11 protein-coding genes and 1 pseudogene are annotated in these 15,114 nt (G+C 60.9%); 7 read left to right on the top strand and 5 right to left on the bottom strand.

What is annotated here, in order from left to right; translation table 11 throughout:
* The first annotated feature begins 21 nt into the window (after window positions 1-21).
* From HX812_RS04085 to HX812_RS04075, 3 genes are all read left to right on the top strand, one after another.
* Window positions 22-570, top strand: coding sequence for a cupin domain-containing protein (locus HX812_RS04085; RefSeq protein ID WP_003176893.1), 549 nt, complete (start codon window positions 22-24; stop codon window positions 568-570).
* A 181-nt stretch (window positions 571-751) separates the two neighbouring features.
* Window positions 752-1,165, top strand: a complete 414-nt coding sequence (locus HX812_RS04080; protein ID WP_016975909.1) for a cytochrome c5 family protein — start codon at window positions 752-754, stop codon at window positions 1,163-1,165.
* A 133-nt stretch (window positions 1,166-1,298) separates the two neighbouring features.
* Window positions 1,299-3,221 (top strand): acetyl-CoA hydrolase/transferase C-terminal domain-containing protein, encoded by a 1,923-nt coding sequence (locus HX812_RS04075; RefSeq protein ID WP_038843534.1) that lies wholly within the window; start codon window positions 1,299-1,301, stop codon window positions 3,219-3,221.
* A gap of 83 nt (window positions 3,222-3,304) precedes the next feature.
* Here the strand turns inward: HX812_RS04075 and HX812_RS04070 are convergent, their stop codons facing one another.
* Both HX812_RS04070 and rep read right to left on the bottom strand, forming a co-directional pair.
* Window positions 3,305-3,877 carry a xanthine phosphoribosyltransferase gene (locus tag HX812_RS04070; RefSeq protein ID WP_025856334.1) on the bottom strand — a complete coding sequence of 191 codons (573 nt, stop codon included), beginning with the start codon at window positions 3,875-3,877 and terminating at the stop codon, window positions 3,305-3,307.
* A 58-nt stretch (window positions 3,878-3,935) separates the two neighbouring features.
* Window positions 3,936-5,945: a DNA helicase Rep gene (gene rep / locus HX812_RS04065; RefSeq protein ID WP_016975907.1), complete on the bottom strand. Its 2,010-nt coding sequence runs from the start codon at window positions 5,943-5,945 to the stop codon at window positions 3,936-3,938.
* 256 nt (window positions 5,946-6,201) lie between these two features.
* On the opposite strand from rep, the gene HX812_RS04060 reads away from it, so the two are divergent.
* On the top strand, window positions 6,202-7,875 hold the full coding sequence (locus tag HX812_RS04060) for a bifunctional diguanylate cyclase/phosphodiesterase (RefSeq protein WP_177128194.1): 1,674 nt from the start codon (window positions 6,202-6,204) through the stop codon (window positions 7,873-7,875).
* Here HX812_RS04060 and HX812_RS04055 read toward each other — a convergent pair.
* Window positions 7,872-9,284, bottom strand: coding sequence for a NorM family multidrug efflux MATE transporter (locus HX812_RS04055; RefSeq protein ID WP_038843539.1), 1,413 nt, complete (start codon window positions 9,282-9,284; stop codon window positions 7,872-7,874). The genes HX812_RS04060 and HX812_RS04055 overlap by 4 nt on opposite strands.
* Before the next feature lie 148 nt (window positions 9,285-9,432).
* On the opposite strand from HX812_RS04055, the gene HX812_RS04050 reads away from it, so the two are divergent.
* Together HX812_RS04050 and HX812_RS04045 are read left to right on the top strand one after the other, a co-directional pair.
* Window positions 9,433-10,353 carry a LysR substrate-binding domain-containing protein gene (locus tag HX812_RS04050; protein WP_033901962.1) on the top strand — a complete coding sequence of 307 codons (921 nt, stop codon included), beginning with the start codon at window positions 9,433-9,435 and terminating at the stop codon, window positions 10,351-10,353.
* A 177-nt stretch (window positions 10,354-10,530) separates the two neighbouring features.
* Window positions 10,531-12,507, top strand: coding sequence for a methyl-accepting chemotaxis protein (locus tag HX812_RS04045; RefSeq protein ID WP_038843542.1), 1,977 nt, complete (start codon window positions 10,531-10,533; stop codon window positions 12,505-12,507).
* Between the two features lie 3 nt (window positions 12,508-12,510).
* Here HX812_RS04045 and HX812_RS04040 read toward each other — a convergent pair.
* Window positions 12,511-13,974 (bottom strand): annotated as a pseudogene (locus HX812_RS04040) (YifB family Mg chelatase-like AAA ATPase).
* A gap of 116 nt (window positions 13,975-14,090) precedes the next feature.
* Window positions 14,091-14,351, bottom strand: coding sequence for an accessory factor UbiK family protein (locus HX812_RS04035; RefSeq protein ID WP_038843546.1), 261 nt, complete (start codon window positions 14,349-14,351; stop codon window positions 14,091-14,093).
* Window positions 14,352-14,773: 422 nt separating this feature from the next.
* Between HX812_RS04035 and glnK the strand changes: the two genes are divergently transcribed.
* On the top strand, window positions 14,774-15,112 hold the full coding sequence (glnK, locus tag HX812_RS04030) for a P-II family nitrogen regulator (RefSeq protein WP_002555808.1): 339 nt from the start codon (window positions 14,774-14,776) through the stop codon (window positions 15,110-15,112).
* The last annotated feature ends 2 nt before the right edge of the window (window positions 15,113-15,114 follow it).

The following is a 15,114-nucleotide window of genomic DNA, read 5'->3' as shown; positions in this document are numbered from 1 at the left end:
GAATCCTAGGAGGCTCCTGCATTGGACGTCGGCGAACGACTGCAATCCATCCGTAAACTGAAGGGTCTTTCCCAGCGCGAGCTCGCCAAGCGCGCGGGTGTCACCAACAGCACCATTTCGATGATCGAAAAAAACAGCGTCAGCCCCTCGATCAGCTCCTTGCGCAAGGTGCTGGGCGGCATCCCCATGTCCATGGTCGAGTTCTTTTCCGAGGAGATCCTCCAGGAAATACCGACGCAGATCGTCTATAAAGCCAATGAGCTGATCGACATCTCTGACGGCGCCGTCACCATGAAACTGGTAGGCCGGGCTCACCCCAGCCGGGCGATCGCATTTCTCAACGAAATCTACCCACCGGGTGCCGACACGGGCGAGGAAATGCTCACCCACGAAGGCGAAGAAACCGGGATTCTGGTGGAAGGTCGCCTGGAGTTGGTGGTCGGTCTTGAAACTTTTGTGCTCGAAGCCGGCGATAGCTACTACTTTGAAAGCACCAAGCCTCATCGTTTTCGCAATCCGTTCGACGTGCCGGCGCGACTAATCAGCGCAGCCACACCCGCGAACTTTTAAGAAAAGAGGCGTCCTGCCAGCGTTGCAGAGACTCCCGCAGCTGTATCCGTGAAGCCGAATCTCCCTTTATTTAATAGGGTTGTTTCGGCAAGGCGGGCTAACCGTTATACTTTCGCCGCCTGCGAAACCGTGGCCGCAGGCGTGAATAGCCACCATTGAGGGTGAACGCGTGAACCTAATTATGAAAATGCTGGCTGCACCAGCAACCGTACTGGCCCTATGGGCTGTCAGCGCTCAAGCTGCGACCAATGATGACATTGCCAAGCGCCTGGAGCCGGTCGGCCAGGTGTGCGTCCAGGGCCAGGAATGCAAAGGCATGGAAGTGGCGGTGGCCGCAGGCGGCGGCGCTGCAAAGACGCCGGATGAGATCATCGCCAAGCACTGCAACGCTTGCCACGGCACCGGCCTGTTGGGCGCGCCGAAAATCGGCGACACCGCGGCCTGGAAAGAACGCGCCGATCATCAAGGCGGCCTGGATGGCATCCTGGCCAAGGCGATCACGGGCATCAACGCCATGCCACCTAAAGGCACCTGCTCCGATTGCTCGGATGATGACCTCAAAGGTGCGATCGAGAAGATGTCCGGCTTGAAATAAACCGATCTTCGCCAAAAAGCCGCTTACGAGCGGCTTTTTTGTACCCGCGATTTGTGTTTCAGCCCTGTTATTTGCAGCAAAGACCCGGCAAGCTCGGTCCAACCCCTAATCATGGAATGTTCAGGAGGGTCGGATGGTGCAGTTGTGTTCAATCGAGCAAGCAGTTGACGACGTATTGGCGCGCTTGCCGGCGCATATCCACATGGGCATGCCGCTTGGCCTGGGCAAGCCGAATCTGTTCGTCAACGCGCTGTACCGGCGTGTCGCCAAATTGCCCGAGCGCTCACTGACGATCTACACCGCGCTGGCCCTGGGGCGACCGCCCTTCGGTGATGGGTTGCAAAAGCGCTTTCTGGAACCCTTTATCGAGCGGGTGTTTGGCGATTATCCCGAGCTGGATTTTTTGGCCGACCTGCACAAAGACGGCCTTCCGAAAAATATCCACGTGCAGCAGTTCTTCATGCAGCCCGGCAGCTTGCTGCACAGTGAGTCGGCGCAGCAGGACTACGTGAGCAGCAACTACAGCCACGCGGCCCGCGACATCAACGCCGCGGGCGTGAACCTGGTCGCGCAACTGGTTGCCAGCAGCAGCGAACACCCGGATCGCCTGAGCCTGAGCTGCAACCCGGATATCACCCTCGACCTGTTGCCGATGATCGCCAAGCGCCGCGATGCCGGTGAAACCGTGCTGATCGTCGGGCAGGTCCACAGCGATTTGCCCTATATGCCCGGCGATGCCGAGTTGGGCATGGACGCCTTCGATTACCTGATCGATGAAAAAGACAGCACCACGCTGTTCTCCACGCCGAACATGCCGGTGGGTTTCCAGGACCACTTTATCGGCCTGCATGCCAGTACCTTGGTGCGCGACGGCGGCACCTTGCAGATCGGCATCGGCTCCATGGGCGATGCGCTGACCGCCGCGCTGCTGGCGCGCCAGGCGGATAACGAAGCCTACCGGTTGTTGCTGACGGACCTGGACGTTTATCAATGGGCGCCGTTGATCAGCCATGAAGGCGGCGTCGATCCGTTCGCCCGTGGCCTCTACGGTTGCAGCGAAATGTTCGTCAACGGCCTGCTGGTGCTGGCGGACGCGGGGATTATCCGCCGCAAGGTTTACCCCGACGTGGCGACGCAGGAACAGGCCAACGCCGGTTTGCTGGATGACGCCGCACAGCCGGATGGCATCTCGATCCACGGCGGTTTCTTCCTCGGCCCGCGAAGTTTCTACCAGCGCCTGCAGGAAATGACCCACGCCAAACGCCTTGAATTCAACATGACCCGCATCAGCTACATCAATGAGCTGTACGGCCAGGAAGAACTCAAGCGCCTGCAACGCCTGGATGCGCGGTTTATCAATAGCGCGATCATGGTGACGTTGCTCGGCGCGGGCGTGGCCGATCAGTTGGAGGATGGCCGCGTGCTCAGCGGCGTGGGCGGGCAGTACAACTTCGTTGCCCAAGGGCATGCGCTGGAGGGTGCGCGTTCGATCCTGATTTTGCGCAGCTGGCGTGAGTCGGCGGGGGAGGTCAGTTCCAATATCGTCTGGGATTACGGCCACTGCACGATTCCCCGGCACCTGCGGGATATCGTCATCACCGAGTACGGAATCGCCGATTTGCGCGGTCAGACGGATGCCAAAGTGATCGAGGCGTTGCTCAACGTTACCGACTCACGCTTCCAGGACGATTTGATCGAACAGGCGCAGAAGGCCGGCAAGTTGCCGAAGGATTTCCGCTTGGATCCGCGTTTTGCCGATAACACGCCGGAGCGGCTCAAAGGTATTCAGGCACGTCATCATCGGCTGTTCCCGGAGTACCCGCTGGGCAGCGACTTTACAGATGAGGAGCGGGATTTGTTGCGGGCGTTGAACTGGCTCAAGAGCAAATTCAAGCTGACGGAGATTCTGGAGCTGGGCAAGGCGGCGCTGGATGCGCCGGAGCCGGAGGCGTTCCCCAAGCATCTGCAGCGGATGCGGTTGGATAAGCCGGAAGGGCTAAAGGAAGATTTGTATCAGCGGCTGTTGCTGGCGGGCCTGCAGGCGACTGCACATTAGCCAGCAGCGCCGGGTTTTTGTGGTGAGCGGGCTTGCCCCGCGCGAGGCAAGCTCGCTCACTACAAAAATCCTGTCGGGCGTGATTATTCGATGAAGGTCACAACGCCGCCTTCCAACGACTTGACCCGCGCCAGCGACTCAACGCGATAACCCTGCGCATCCAACTCGGCACGACCACCCTGGAACGACTTCTCGATCACGATCCCCAAACCGGCAACAGTCGCGCCAGCCTGCTTGATGATCGAGATCAGCGCCTGGGACGCCTTGCCGTTGGCCAAAAAGTCATCGATAACCAGTACACGATCGCTGCTGGTCAGGTGGCGCGGGGAGATCGCCACGGTGCTCTCGACCTTCTTGGTGAAGGAGTACACGGTCGCCGACAGCAGGTTTTCCGTGAGGGTCAGGGATTGCTGCTTGCGTGCGAAGATCACCGGTACGCCCAGGTTCAGGCCGGTCATGATCGCCGGGGCGATGCCGGAGGCTTCGATGGTGACGATCTTGGTGATGCCCGAATCCTTGAACAGTGCGGCGAATTCGTCGCCGATCAGTTTCATCAGTGCCGGGTCGATCTGGTGGTTCAGAAAGGCGTCGACCTTGAGTACCTGATCGGAAAGCACGATGCCTTCTTCGCGAATTTTCTTGTGCAGTGCTTCCACGGAAAGCTTCCTCTAATGGCGCGGTGTGCGCCGAAAGTAGATTAAAAAGTAGTCGATTCTAGCGCTTTAACATCGCGCGTATATCCGCCAAGGCGGTGTTGCCGCGAACGGCCTTCACCTCGGTCGGGGTGTCGTCATTGCCTTCCCAGGCCAGGTCGTCCGGCGGCAGTTCATCCAGGAACCGGCTGGGGGCACAATCGATGATTTCGCCGTATTGCTTGCGCTTGGCGGCAAAGGTGAAGGCCAGCGTCTGACGCGCGCGGGTAATTCCCACGTAGGCCAAGCGGCGTTCTTCTTCGATGGTGTCGGCTTCGATACTGGAGCGGTGCGGGAGGATTTCCTCTTCCATGCCCATGATGAACACGTAGGGGAATTCCAGGCCCTTGGACGCATGCAAGGTCATCATCTGCACGCCTTCGGCGCCGTCTTCCTCTTCCTGCTGGCGCTCAAGCATGTCGCGCAGCACCAGCTTGCCGATGGCGTCTTCGACGGTCATTTCGCCGTCTTCGTCTTTTTCCAGTGTGTTCTTCAGCGCTTCGATCAGGAACCAGACGTTGCTCATGCGGTAATCCGCCGCCTTGTCGCTGGAACTGTTGGTGCGCAGCCAGTTCTCGTAGTCGATGTCCATGACCATGCTGCGCAGGGCGCTGATCGGATCTTCGCCGGCGCACTGCTCGCGCACCTTGTCCATGAAGCGCTTGAAGCGTGACAGGCGATCGGTGAAGCGTGAGTCCAGGTGTTCGCCCAGGCCGATTTCATCGGTGGCTGCGTACATCGAGATCTTGCGCTCGGTGGCGTAGTTGCCGAGCTTTTCCAGGGTGGTGGAACCGATTTCGCGGCGCGGCACGTTGATCACACGCAAAAAGGCGTTGTCGTCGTCCGGGTTCACGATCAGGCGGAAGTACGCCATCAGGTCTTTCACTTCCTGGCGTCCGAAAAAGCTGTTGCCACCCGACAGGCGATACGGCACCTGGTGGTGCTGCAATTTCAGTTCGATCAGCTTGGCCTGGTAGTTGCCGCGATAGAGGATCGCGAAATCGCTGTAGGGCCGGTCGGTGCGCAAGTGCAGGCTGAGGATTTCCACGGCCACGCGCTCGGCTTCGGCGTCTTCGTTGCGGCAGCGGATCACGCGGATCTCGTCGCCGTGGCCCATTTCACTCCACAGCTGTTTTTCAAACTCGTGGGGGTTGTTCGAGATCAACACGTTGGCGCAGCGCAGGATGCGGCTGGTGGAGCGGTAGTTCTGCTCCAGCATCACCACTTTCAGGGACGGGTAATCGTCCTTGAGCAGCATCAGGTTTTCCGGACGGGCGCCGCGCCAGGCGTAGATCGACTGGTCGTCGTCGCCTACCACAGTGAACTGGTTGCGCTTGCCGATCAGCATTTTCACCAGCAGGTACTGGCTGGCGTTGGTGTCCTGGTATTCGTCCACCAGCAGGTAGCGCACCTTGTTCTGCCATTTTTCGAGGATGTCGGCGTGTTCTTCGAACAGCTTCACCGGCAGCAGGATCAGGTCGTCGAAGTCCACCGCGTTGAACGCCTTGAGCGTGCGTTGGTAGTGGGTGTAGACGATGGCGGCGGTCTGTTCCTTGGGGTTGCGTGCGTTTTCAAGGGCTTGGGCGGGCAGGATCAGGTCGTTTTTCCAGGCGCCGATCATGTTCTTGATCTCGTCCACGCCGTCGTCGCCTGCGTATTCCTTTTGCATGATGTCGGTCATCAGCGACTTCACGTCGGTTTCGTCGAAGATCGAGAAGCCGGGCTTGTAGCCAAGGCGTACATGCTCCTTGCGGATGATGTTCAGACCCAGGTTGTGGAAGGTGCACACGGTGAGGCCGCGGCCTTCGCCACCCTTGAGCAGGGTGCCGACGCGCTCTTTCATTTCCCGCGCCGCCTTGTTGGTAAACGTCATGGCGACGATGTACTGGGCGCGGATGCCGCACTGCTGGATCAGGTGCGCGATCTTGCGGGTGATCACGCTGGTCTTGCCGGAGCCTGCACCGGCGAGCACCAATAGAGGGCCGCCGACGTAGTTCACGGCTTCTTGCTGCCGGGGATTGAGTCGGGACATACAGAGTTCAGGGAGTCGTTGTTCAAAAGGGCGGGCATTTTAACAGGCTCGCAGGATTCTGCTCTGTCAGAACGACAATGTGACGTACCACTCGATCTAAATTTGCCGGTTTTGATACTTTGCCGCAGGATGTCGGGGCAGTTTGGGACTATTGTTTACAGTTCGCGTGTTTGATAACCCCTATCATTGGTGATTATCGGGCCTCGGGTCATAATGCCTGCCGCCAACGAAATCTTGCAGAGTCTAGGGAGCTAGCTTGTCTACGCCTGTCGAACCCTTGCGTTTGCTGCTGCTGGCCGATGAGCCCGCGTGGGCAGCGTTGTTGCGCGAGTGCCTGGCGCCGATGGGCGATGGGGCTGTGCTGATCAGCGCGCCAAACTGGGAGTCCGTGAGCCGTCTGTTCGATGACGATCACAATGCCGTGCTGTTGACCACGCCCAGCCTGCAACCCGGCCCTGGCCGTTGCAGCTTGCCGTGCGTATTGCTGCTGGAGCAGGAACCATTGGTGTCGCCACTTGGCGTCAGCGATTGGCTGGTGCGTGATGTATTGGACGCCGATACAGTGCGCCGCTGCCTGCGCCATGTCCGCGAACGCGGTGTGCTGGAAAACACCCTGCAACGCCTGGCTGAACAGGACCCGCTCACCGGCATCGCCAACCGCCAGGGTTTTCAGACCCTGTTGGCCGCCCGACTGGCCGAGAACGAAGGCCGTGGCCTGGCCCTTGGTCATCTGGACCTCGACAACTTTCGCCACGCCAACGACGCCCTCGGCCACCAGGCCGGCGACCGGTTGATCCTGCAAGTGGTCTCGCGGCTCAAAAGCCAGCTTGAGGTCGGGGACCAGTTGGCGCGCCTGGGCAGTGACGAATTCGCCTTGTTGATCGACACCCGCCGTGCGCCGCAGCGTGCCGAGTGGATGGCCGAGCGCATCACCGAAGTCATGGCCGAACCCTATTGGGTGGATGGCGAAAGCCTGCTGATCGGCTGCAGCCTGGGCGTGGCCCATGCTCGCGCCCGTGCCGGGGCCGACCCACTGATGTGGCACGCGCATATCGCCATGCAACAGGCCAAGAGCACCCAAGGCTGCACCTTTCATATCTTCAACGAACGTATCAACCGCAACGCGCGCAGCCTGGCCGACCTGGAAAGCGAGCTGCGCCGCGCCTTGCGGCGTGACGAACTGGAGCTGCATTATCAACCGCGCCTGGACCTGGACGACGGGCATATCGTCGGCCTTGAAGCCCTGGTGCGCTGGCGACATGGCGAGCGCGGCCTGTTGCCGCCGAGTGAGTTTGTGCCCCTGGCCGAGCAAAGCGGCCTGATCGTGCCGTTAGGCTACTGGGTCATCTCCCGTGCCCTGCGCGACATGCAGGAGCTGCGTGAACGCGGCCTGCCGCCGCTGCACATGGCGGTCAACCTGTCGTTCCGCCAGTTCCAGGACAGCCAGTTGCTTTCCACCCTCAGCCGGCTGATTGCCGAGCGGGGCGTTGAGGCGCAGTGGCTGGAGTTCGAACTCACCGAAACCGCCGTGATGCGCCGCAGCGACCTGGTCAAGCAGACCATGGACGCCCTCGGCCGCCTGGGCGTGCGGTTTTCCCTGGATGATTTTGGCACCGGCTTTTCGTCGTTCGTGCACCTCAACAGCCTGCCGATTGCCTTGTTGAAGATCGACAAGAGCTTTGTTGGCGGCATGGAAGAGCGTGAAGAGAACCGCAAGCTGGTGCACGCCATGATCAATCTGGCGCACAACCTCAACCTCGAAGTGGTGGCTGAAGGTGTGGAAACGCCGGAGCAGCTGGCGTTGTTGAGGTTGTTTGGCTGCGACCAGGCCCAGGGATACCTGATCAGCAAGCCGCTGCCGTTACCGGAGTTGGTGGAGTACCTGACCTTCGGCAACGGCCAGCAAGCCCGCGTGGGCGAAGGGCTTTAATCGGGCTGTGCAGCCTGGAACCCACCACGGGTTTCGGGCTCGGCGCCTTCCTGCCGAATCATCCGCTTCATCTTCGCTTCGAACGCCCAGGTCAGGCTGACCGCCGCACACGCCAGGCCCAGTGCCAAGCCCCACCACACGCCGGTCGGTCCCCAGCCCAGGGTGAAGGCCATCAACCACGCCGACGGTGCGCCAATCAACCAATAGCAGCCCGCGCCGATCAGGAAGGTGGTCTTGGCGTCCTTGAGCCCACGAATGCAGCCCATGGCGATGGTTTGAACGCCGTCGAACAGCTCGAACCAGGCGGCCACTGCCAGCAGGCTGACGGCCAGGACGATCACGTCGTGGAACGCGGGGTCGTTGTGGTCGATAAGCAGTCCGATCAATGGGTCGGAATAAAGCCACAGCACGGCGGCAAATCCCAACATTACCGTTGCGCCAAATCCTATGCCGACACGCCCGGCCAGGCGTGCCTGCAGCAACTGCCCTGCACCGTAATGCTGGCCGATGCGCATGGTCACCGCGTAGGACATCCCCGCCGGCACCATGAACGCCACCGACACAATCTGCAGCGCAATCTGGTGCGCCGCCAACTGCGTGCTGCCCATGGTGCCCATGCACAGCGCTGCAAAGGCAAACAACCCGACCTCCACCGCGTAGGTGCCCCCAATCGGCAGGCCCAGGCGCCACAACTCGCGCAGGTACTGGGTGTTCAGGCGCAGCAGGCCATTGCTCAATGGGTAAGCCGCATAGGTGCGGTTGCTGCGGATGTACCACATCAGCGTCAGCGCCATCCCGTTGGCGACGATGGCGGTGACCAGGCCAATGCCCATCAGGCCGAGCTTGGGCAGGCCGAACATGCCTTCGATCAGCGCGTGGTTGAGCAGGTAATTCAGTACTGTGCCGCTGACGCTGATGACCATCACCGGAGTGGCTTTGCCGATGGCGCTGGTAAAGCCGCGCAGGGCCATGAAGCTCAAGTAGCCGGGCAGGGCGAACGGCAGGATCGTCAGGAATTGCCCGGCCGACTGCACGTTGGTTTCAGTCTGGCCGAACATCAGCAGCAGTGGCTTGAGGTTCCACAGCAGCAAGCCGGCCGCCAAGGCCATCAGCCAAGCCAGCCAAAGCCCTGCCTGGGTCAGCCGGGTGGCGCCTTCGATATCGCCGGCGCCATGGCGGATGGCGACAAGCGTGCCTACAGCGGCAATCACGCCAATGCAGAAAATCGACACGAACGAATAGCTTGCCGCGCCCAGGCCGCCGCCAGCCAGGGCTTCGGGGCTCAGGCGCGCCATCATCAAGGTGTCGGTCAACACCATCAGCATGTGCGCCAACTGTGAGGCAATCAACGGCCCTGACAGCCGCAGAATGGCCCAGAGTTCGGTACGTGCCGGATGCTGCATGATCATCACACTCGAATAGTCGGAGGGTTGGGGAAGGGTTGATTCTCGGCGCTCTCCATTCATTACACAAAAGGATTAAAGCGATGATGTGCATGACTTAAACTCATGCCAGACGATCTGGTAGGGTGCGGTACTGCTCTGTAGGAATTTACTGATGACTCGTCGCCTTCCTCCGCTGTATGCCTTGCGAGCATTTGAAGCCGCCTCTCGACACAACTCGTTTACCCGCGCGGCGGAGGAGTTGTCGATTACGCAAAGTGCGGTGAGCCGACATATCCGCACGCTTGAAGAACACTTCGCCTGCCGGCTGTTCCAGCGCAGTGGCCGCACCTTGCAACTCACCGAAGCGGCGCGCCTGTTATTACCCGGTGTGCGCGAAGGTTTCGCCGCGCTGGAGCGTGCGTGCCATACCTTGAATGCCGAAGACGACATCCTGCGCATGAAGGCGCCGTCGACCCTGACTATGCGTTGGCTGTTGGCGCGACTCAGCCGCTTCCGCGCGTTGCAGCCGGGCAATGAGGTGCAACTGACCAGCGCCTGGATGAGCGTGGACGAGGTGGACTTCAACCAGGAGCCGTTCGATTGCGCGGTGCTGCTGAGCTACGGGCATTTTCCGGCGGATTGGGAAGCCAGTTATCTGTTCCCGGAATTGCTGATCCCGGTCGGCGCGCCAAATCTGCTGGAAGATGGGCCCTGGGATGCCGAGCGGCTGGCCACCGCCGAATTGCTGCACCCCACGCCCGACCGTCGTGATTGGCGCAATTGGCTGGAGCGCATGGGCTTGTCATCCCAGGTGTCGCTCAAGGGCGGCCAGGTGTTCGACACACTCGAACTGGGCATGATCGCCGCCGCGCGAGGTTACGGCGTCTCCATGGGCGACTTGCTGATGGTGGCCGAAGACGTGGCCCAGGGGCGGCTCAGCCTACCCTGGCCAACGGCCGTGGCCAGTCGTGAAAATTACTATTTGGTGTGGCCGAAAACCCGCCCCGGTGGCGAGCGGTTGCGGCGCCTGGCGGAGTTTCTGCAGGCAGAGGTCAAGGCCATGGAGTTGCCCCAGGTCGAACGCCTTGATTGAGCGGCGATAGACCGTTCGTGCAATCGTTTGCGTGATACCCCTGTGATTCGCTCAAGTATTGCCTCGGCCCGCCGAAGTAGGTGTGTTGGAACCATCGTGCACCAACGCTACCCACTAGATAATTTGCCGAGCAGCGCTATGAGATCAGGATGATCCTGGCCTCGGCCAGGAGCTGTCATGTCTCAACCTCGCGCCCGGATCGCCTCTCAGTTAGGCCTCGCGTTAGCCCTGATTTTGGCTGTCGTCATCAGCGGCAGTACAGTGTTTGCCTTGCGTTCTCTCGACTCCGCCAACCTCGCCACCCGTGAGGAACACTTGGCCAGTGAGGCGCGCTTGCTCGCCGACCAACTCAATACCTTCCACAGCACCTTGCGCGAAAGTACCCAGCGTTTGAGCGGGCTGTTTGAAAAGCGCTTCGGCGCGGGCTTGAGTGTGCATGCCGACCAGCCAGTGACCGTGGCCGGGGTACAGACCCCAAGCCTGTCCCTGGGCAATGAAGTGCTGAACAACAACTTCGATGAAGTGGATGAGTTCAAGCAGATGTCCGGCGGCGTGGCCACGGTGTTTGTGCGCAGCGGCGAAGATTTCATCCGTATCAGCACCTCCTTGACCAAGCAGGACGGCAACCGTGCCATCGGTACGGTGCTGGATCGTCAGGGGCCAGCCTATCAGCGCGTGCTCAGCGGCCAGACCTACATCGGCCGGGCGGTGTTGTTCGACCGCTCCTACATGACCCAGTACAGCCCGGTGCGTGACAGCAGCGGCCAGGTCATCGCCGTGCTGTTCATCGGTTTTGACTACACCGACGCCCAGAACGCCCAGTTCGAGAACCTCAAGCGCTTCCGCATCGGCCAGACCGGCTCCCTGGCCTTGCTCGATGAACAGAAGCGTTGGCTGGTGCCGCCGGCTGGCGTGCAGGCGCTGGACCAGGCGATCCCAGTGATGCTGGACCTGGCCAAGACGCCGGGTGCGGGCCGCTTCTGGGCGGACAAGAACGAAGATTTCTACAGCGTCTCGGTGCCCTTCGAAGGCGGGCCGTGGGCAGTAGTCGCGAGCATGCCCAAGGCCGAGATTCGCTCGGTGACCTGGGACGTCGGCATCCGCCTGGTAATCGGCAGCGTCTTGGCCATGCTGCTGGCAGTCGGTGCAACCGTGTGGCTGCTGCGCAGCAAGTTGGCGCCGTTGGGCGACCTGGTGCGCCAGGCCGAGGCCTTGGGCGCGGGGGACTTGAGCGCACGCTTGAATGTGTCCAGCCATGACGAAATCGGCCAGTTGGCGCGCAGCTTCAACCAGATGGGTGAAGCGCTGTCGACCATGGTTTCGCATATCCGCAAGGCGGCCGAAGAGGTCAACAGCCGCGCCCAGGCGTTGTCCGGGTTGTCCGGTGGTGCGTATGAAGGCATGGAGCAGCAGTCCGGCGAGATCACCAGCATGGCCGGCGCCGTGGAAGAGTTCAGCGCTACCTCGCTGAACATCGCCGACAACATGGGCAGCACCGAACGTCTCGCCCAGGAAAACGCCCAGCAAACCCGTATCGGGCGCAACTCGATGCAAGAGGCGTCGTCGTCCCTGGAACACATCGCCACTGCCCTGAACAGCACGGCCACGGTGATCAACACCCTCGGCCAGCGCTCCCAGGAAATCGGCGGGATCGTCGGCGTGATCACTTCGATTGCCGAACAGACCAACCTGCTGGCGCTCAATGCTGCCATCGAAGCTGCGCGCGCGGGTGAGCAAGGCCGTGGCTTTGCCGTGGTCGCCGACGAGGTGCGCAACCTGGCGTCGCGTACCCGAGAGGCTACTGACGAAATCTCCGGGATGATCCAAAGCATCCAGCAGGAAACCGGCAACGCCATCAGCACCATGGAGCGCGGCAACGTGTTGATGCAGGAAGGCCTGTCGCGCAACGCCGACGTGGCGTCGGCCCTTGCGCGTATCGACGAGCAAAGCCGCTCGGCCGGCCAGCAGTTCGCGGCGATTACCACTGCCACCCAGGAGCAGAGCAGCACCGCGACCTTGCTCAGCAGCAACCTGCAGAGTATTGCGCTGGCCAACAGCGAGCAGCGTGAAGTGGTGTCGAACCTGGCGATTACTGCCAAGGAGTTGGAGACGCTGGCGGCGGGCTTGCGGCATGAGGTGGATCGCTTCCGCTGAGGCTCAGGTGATGGAGGCCGGGCGATATTGCAGGGCCTCCTTCAGATGCTCGCGGGTGATGTCAGGCACCTGCTCCAGGTCCGCCAAGGTGCGCGCTACCTTGAGCAGGCGATGGGCGGCGCGCAGGGACAGGGTCAGTCGCTCGCAGGCGGTTTCCAGCCAGCCCTCATCGACCTTCGCCAGCTTGCAGTGCTTGCGCAGCCCAGGCAGGTCCAGGAAGGCATTCGCACAACCCTGACGCCGTAACTGGCGCTCGCGGGCCTCGGCAACCTCGGCCGAGGCCGTTGCTGTGTTATCGCCGACCTGTTGGGTTGGGTTCAGCGCCGTGGTTTCCCGCGCGACCGTCAGGTGCAGGTCGATCCGGTCCATCAAGGGTCCGGAGAGTTTGTTGCGATAGCGCTGGATCTGCTCCGGTGTACAGCGACAGCGCCCGCTGGGTTCGCCCAAATAACCACACGGGCAGGGGTTCATGGCGGCCACCAGTTGAAAGCGGGCCGGGAAACTCACCCGGTCACGGGCGCGGGAAATCACGATATGTCCTGACTCCAGTGGTTCGCGCAGCACCTCCAGTACCTTGCGGTCGAACTCCGGCAATTCATCCAGGAACAATACTCCGTGATGGGCGAGGGTGATTTCGCCGGGCTGTGGTTTCGAGCCGCCGCCCACCAACGCAGGACCTGATGCCGAATGATGCGGCTGGCGAAACGGTCGGTGCGGCCAATGGCTCAGTGGCGCCAGGCTGACCACCGACTGAATCGCCGCCACTTCCAGTGCTTCCTGCTCACTCAACGGTGGCAACAACCCCGGCAGGCGGCTGGCGAGCAACGTCTTGCCGGTGCCGGGCGGGCCGCTGAACAGCAGGTTATGCGCCCCCGCCGCCGCGATCAGCAATGCGCGCTTGGCGGCGAGCTGGCCCTGTACTTCGCTCAAATCCGGATAAGGCTTGTTCAGGTACAGCAAACCGTCTGACTTGTAAGGCTCGATTGGCTGATGCCCGTTCAGGTGCGCCACCACCTGGAGCAGATGGTCCACGGCGATCACTTTCAACCCCGACGCCAGGCAGGCTTCCTCGGCATTCGCCCGCGGCACTATCACGGTGCGTCCGGCCTTGCGCGCCGCCAAGGCCGCCGGCAACACACCCTTCACTGCCCGTACTTCACCGGACAGTGCCAATTCTCCCAGGCATTCCACGTCGTCGAGCATCAACGCCGGCACCTGCACGCTGGCCGCCAGGATTCCCAGGGCTATCGCCAGGTCAAAACGACATATCACCGGCTAGTTAGCAGGGTATTGCAGGGCGGAATTGAGGATGGCGCTGCGCACCCGGTCCTTGCTTTCCTTGACCGCCGTTTCCGGCAAACCCACCAGCGTCAGGGACGGCAGACCATTGGCCATATGCACTTCGACGGTGACGGCAGGGGCTTCAACGCCAATTTGGGCGCGGCTGTAGACGATGGCGAGGGACATGCTCGTTCCTTGAAAAAGGGACCGCTTCCTGCGGTTTTTTCAAGGGTAGACGAGGGGTGACGCTATCGAAGGTGGGAGGTTTTACAGAACGTATCCAGCTCCCACATTGACCGCGTTTATTCAGCAGGCGGCGTGAGCTTGGCTTCCAGTTCGGCGACTTTCGCTTCCAGGCTCTCAAGGCGCGCACGCGTGCGAGCCAATACGACCATCTGGCTATCAAACTCTTCACGGCTCACCAGGTCGAGCTTGCTGAAACCGCTTTGCAGCAATGCCTTGAATTGGCTTTCGATTTCATTGCGGGGCAATGGGGTATCGCCGCTGAACAGGCGAGAGGCGTGGCCGCTCAGGGCGTCGAGGAGGTCTTTGGGCGCGAGCATGGGAAATATTCCGGAAAACTGTTGGCCGGCAGTGTATCACGCAGCGTCTATAGTCTTTTTCACGACGGCGGGCGCACGCTTTTCGCGCAGAGGGTCGGGCGGCGACGCACTGTTTTTGTGCGCATTGCCTTAATCAAAAAGCCCCGTAGGTGGGCGTAAGTGGGCAAAGGACTGATTTCAGTGATTTTTACGGAGCTGGCAAGGTTTCTGCTTAGACGATCATGACCCATGCACTGATGCAGTCGCTGTGACGAATGCAGTGCGCCGACGGATCAGGGGTACAGGTTTCGTCACCAGTGGTTCGCTGGCGTCGCAAAGGCAAATGCCGAGGCGACGACGCGTTACAAAGCCAGGCACTGCGCTTAGACTTGAGACGGGTTTGTTTTCCTGGGGCAAGTCCACCAATTCGGGAGAGAGTTTTCATGAAGCTAGTCACTGCCATCATCAAGCCGTTCAAGTTGGACGATGTACGCGAGTCGTTGTCCGAGATCGGCGTGCAGGGCATTACCGTTACTGAGGTCAAAGGCTTCGGTCGGCAGAAGGGTCACACCGAGCTGTATCGCGGCGCGGAATACGTGGTCGATTTCCTGCCGAAGGTGAAGATTGATGTCGCCATTGACGACAAGGATCTTGACCGGGTTATCGAGGCGATAACCAAGGCCGCCAACACCGGCAAGATCGGTGACGGCAAGATCTTCGTGGTCAATCTGGAACAGGCTATTCGCATCCGTACCGGCGAAACCGATACCGACGCAATCTAAGC

It is taken from the genome of Pseudomonas sp. IPO3749, from assembly GCF_013386605.1.
GTDB classification, from domain to species: Bacteria; Pseudomonadota; Gammaproteobacteria; order Pseudomonadales; family Pseudomonadaceae; genus Aquipseudomonas; species Aquipseudomonas azotoformans_A.
This window is presented reverse-complemented; position numbering and strand designations above follow the sequence as displayed.

Bases quoted from the DNA above. Each gene is read 5' to 3' on its own strand.
- HX812_RS04080 (WP_016975909.1), top strand. From the start codon at position 752: ATGAAAATGCTGGCTGCACCAGCAACCGTACTGGCCCTATGGGCTGTC.
- HX812_RS04075 (WP_038843534.1), top strand. From the start codon at position 1,299: ATGGTGCAGTTGTGTTCAATCGAGCAAGCAGTTGACGACGTATTGGCG.
- rep (WP_016975907.1), bottom strand. From the start codon at position 5,945: ATGTCCCGACTCAATCCCCGGCAGCAAGAAGCCGTGAACTACGTCGGC.
- HX812_RS04055 (WP_038843539.1), bottom strand. From the start codon at position 9,284: ATGATCATGCAGCATCCGGCACGTACCGAACTCTGGGCCATTCTGCGG.
- HX812_RS04050 (WP_033901962.1), top strand. From the start codon at position 9,433: ATGACTCGTCGCCTTCCTCCGCTGTATGCCTTGCGAGCATTTGAAGCC.
- HX812_RS04045 (WP_038843542.1), top strand. From the start codon at position 10,531: ATGTCTCAACCTCGCGCCCGGATCGCCTCTCAGTTAGGCCTCGCGTTA.
- HX812_RS04035 (WP_038843546.1), bottom strand. From the start codon at position 14,351: ATGCTCGCGCCCAAAGACCTCCTCGACGCCCTGAGCGGCCACGCCTCT.
- glnK (WP_002555808.1), top strand. From the start codon at position 14,774: ATGAAGCTAGTCACTGCCATCATCAAGCCGTTCAAGTTGGACGATGTA.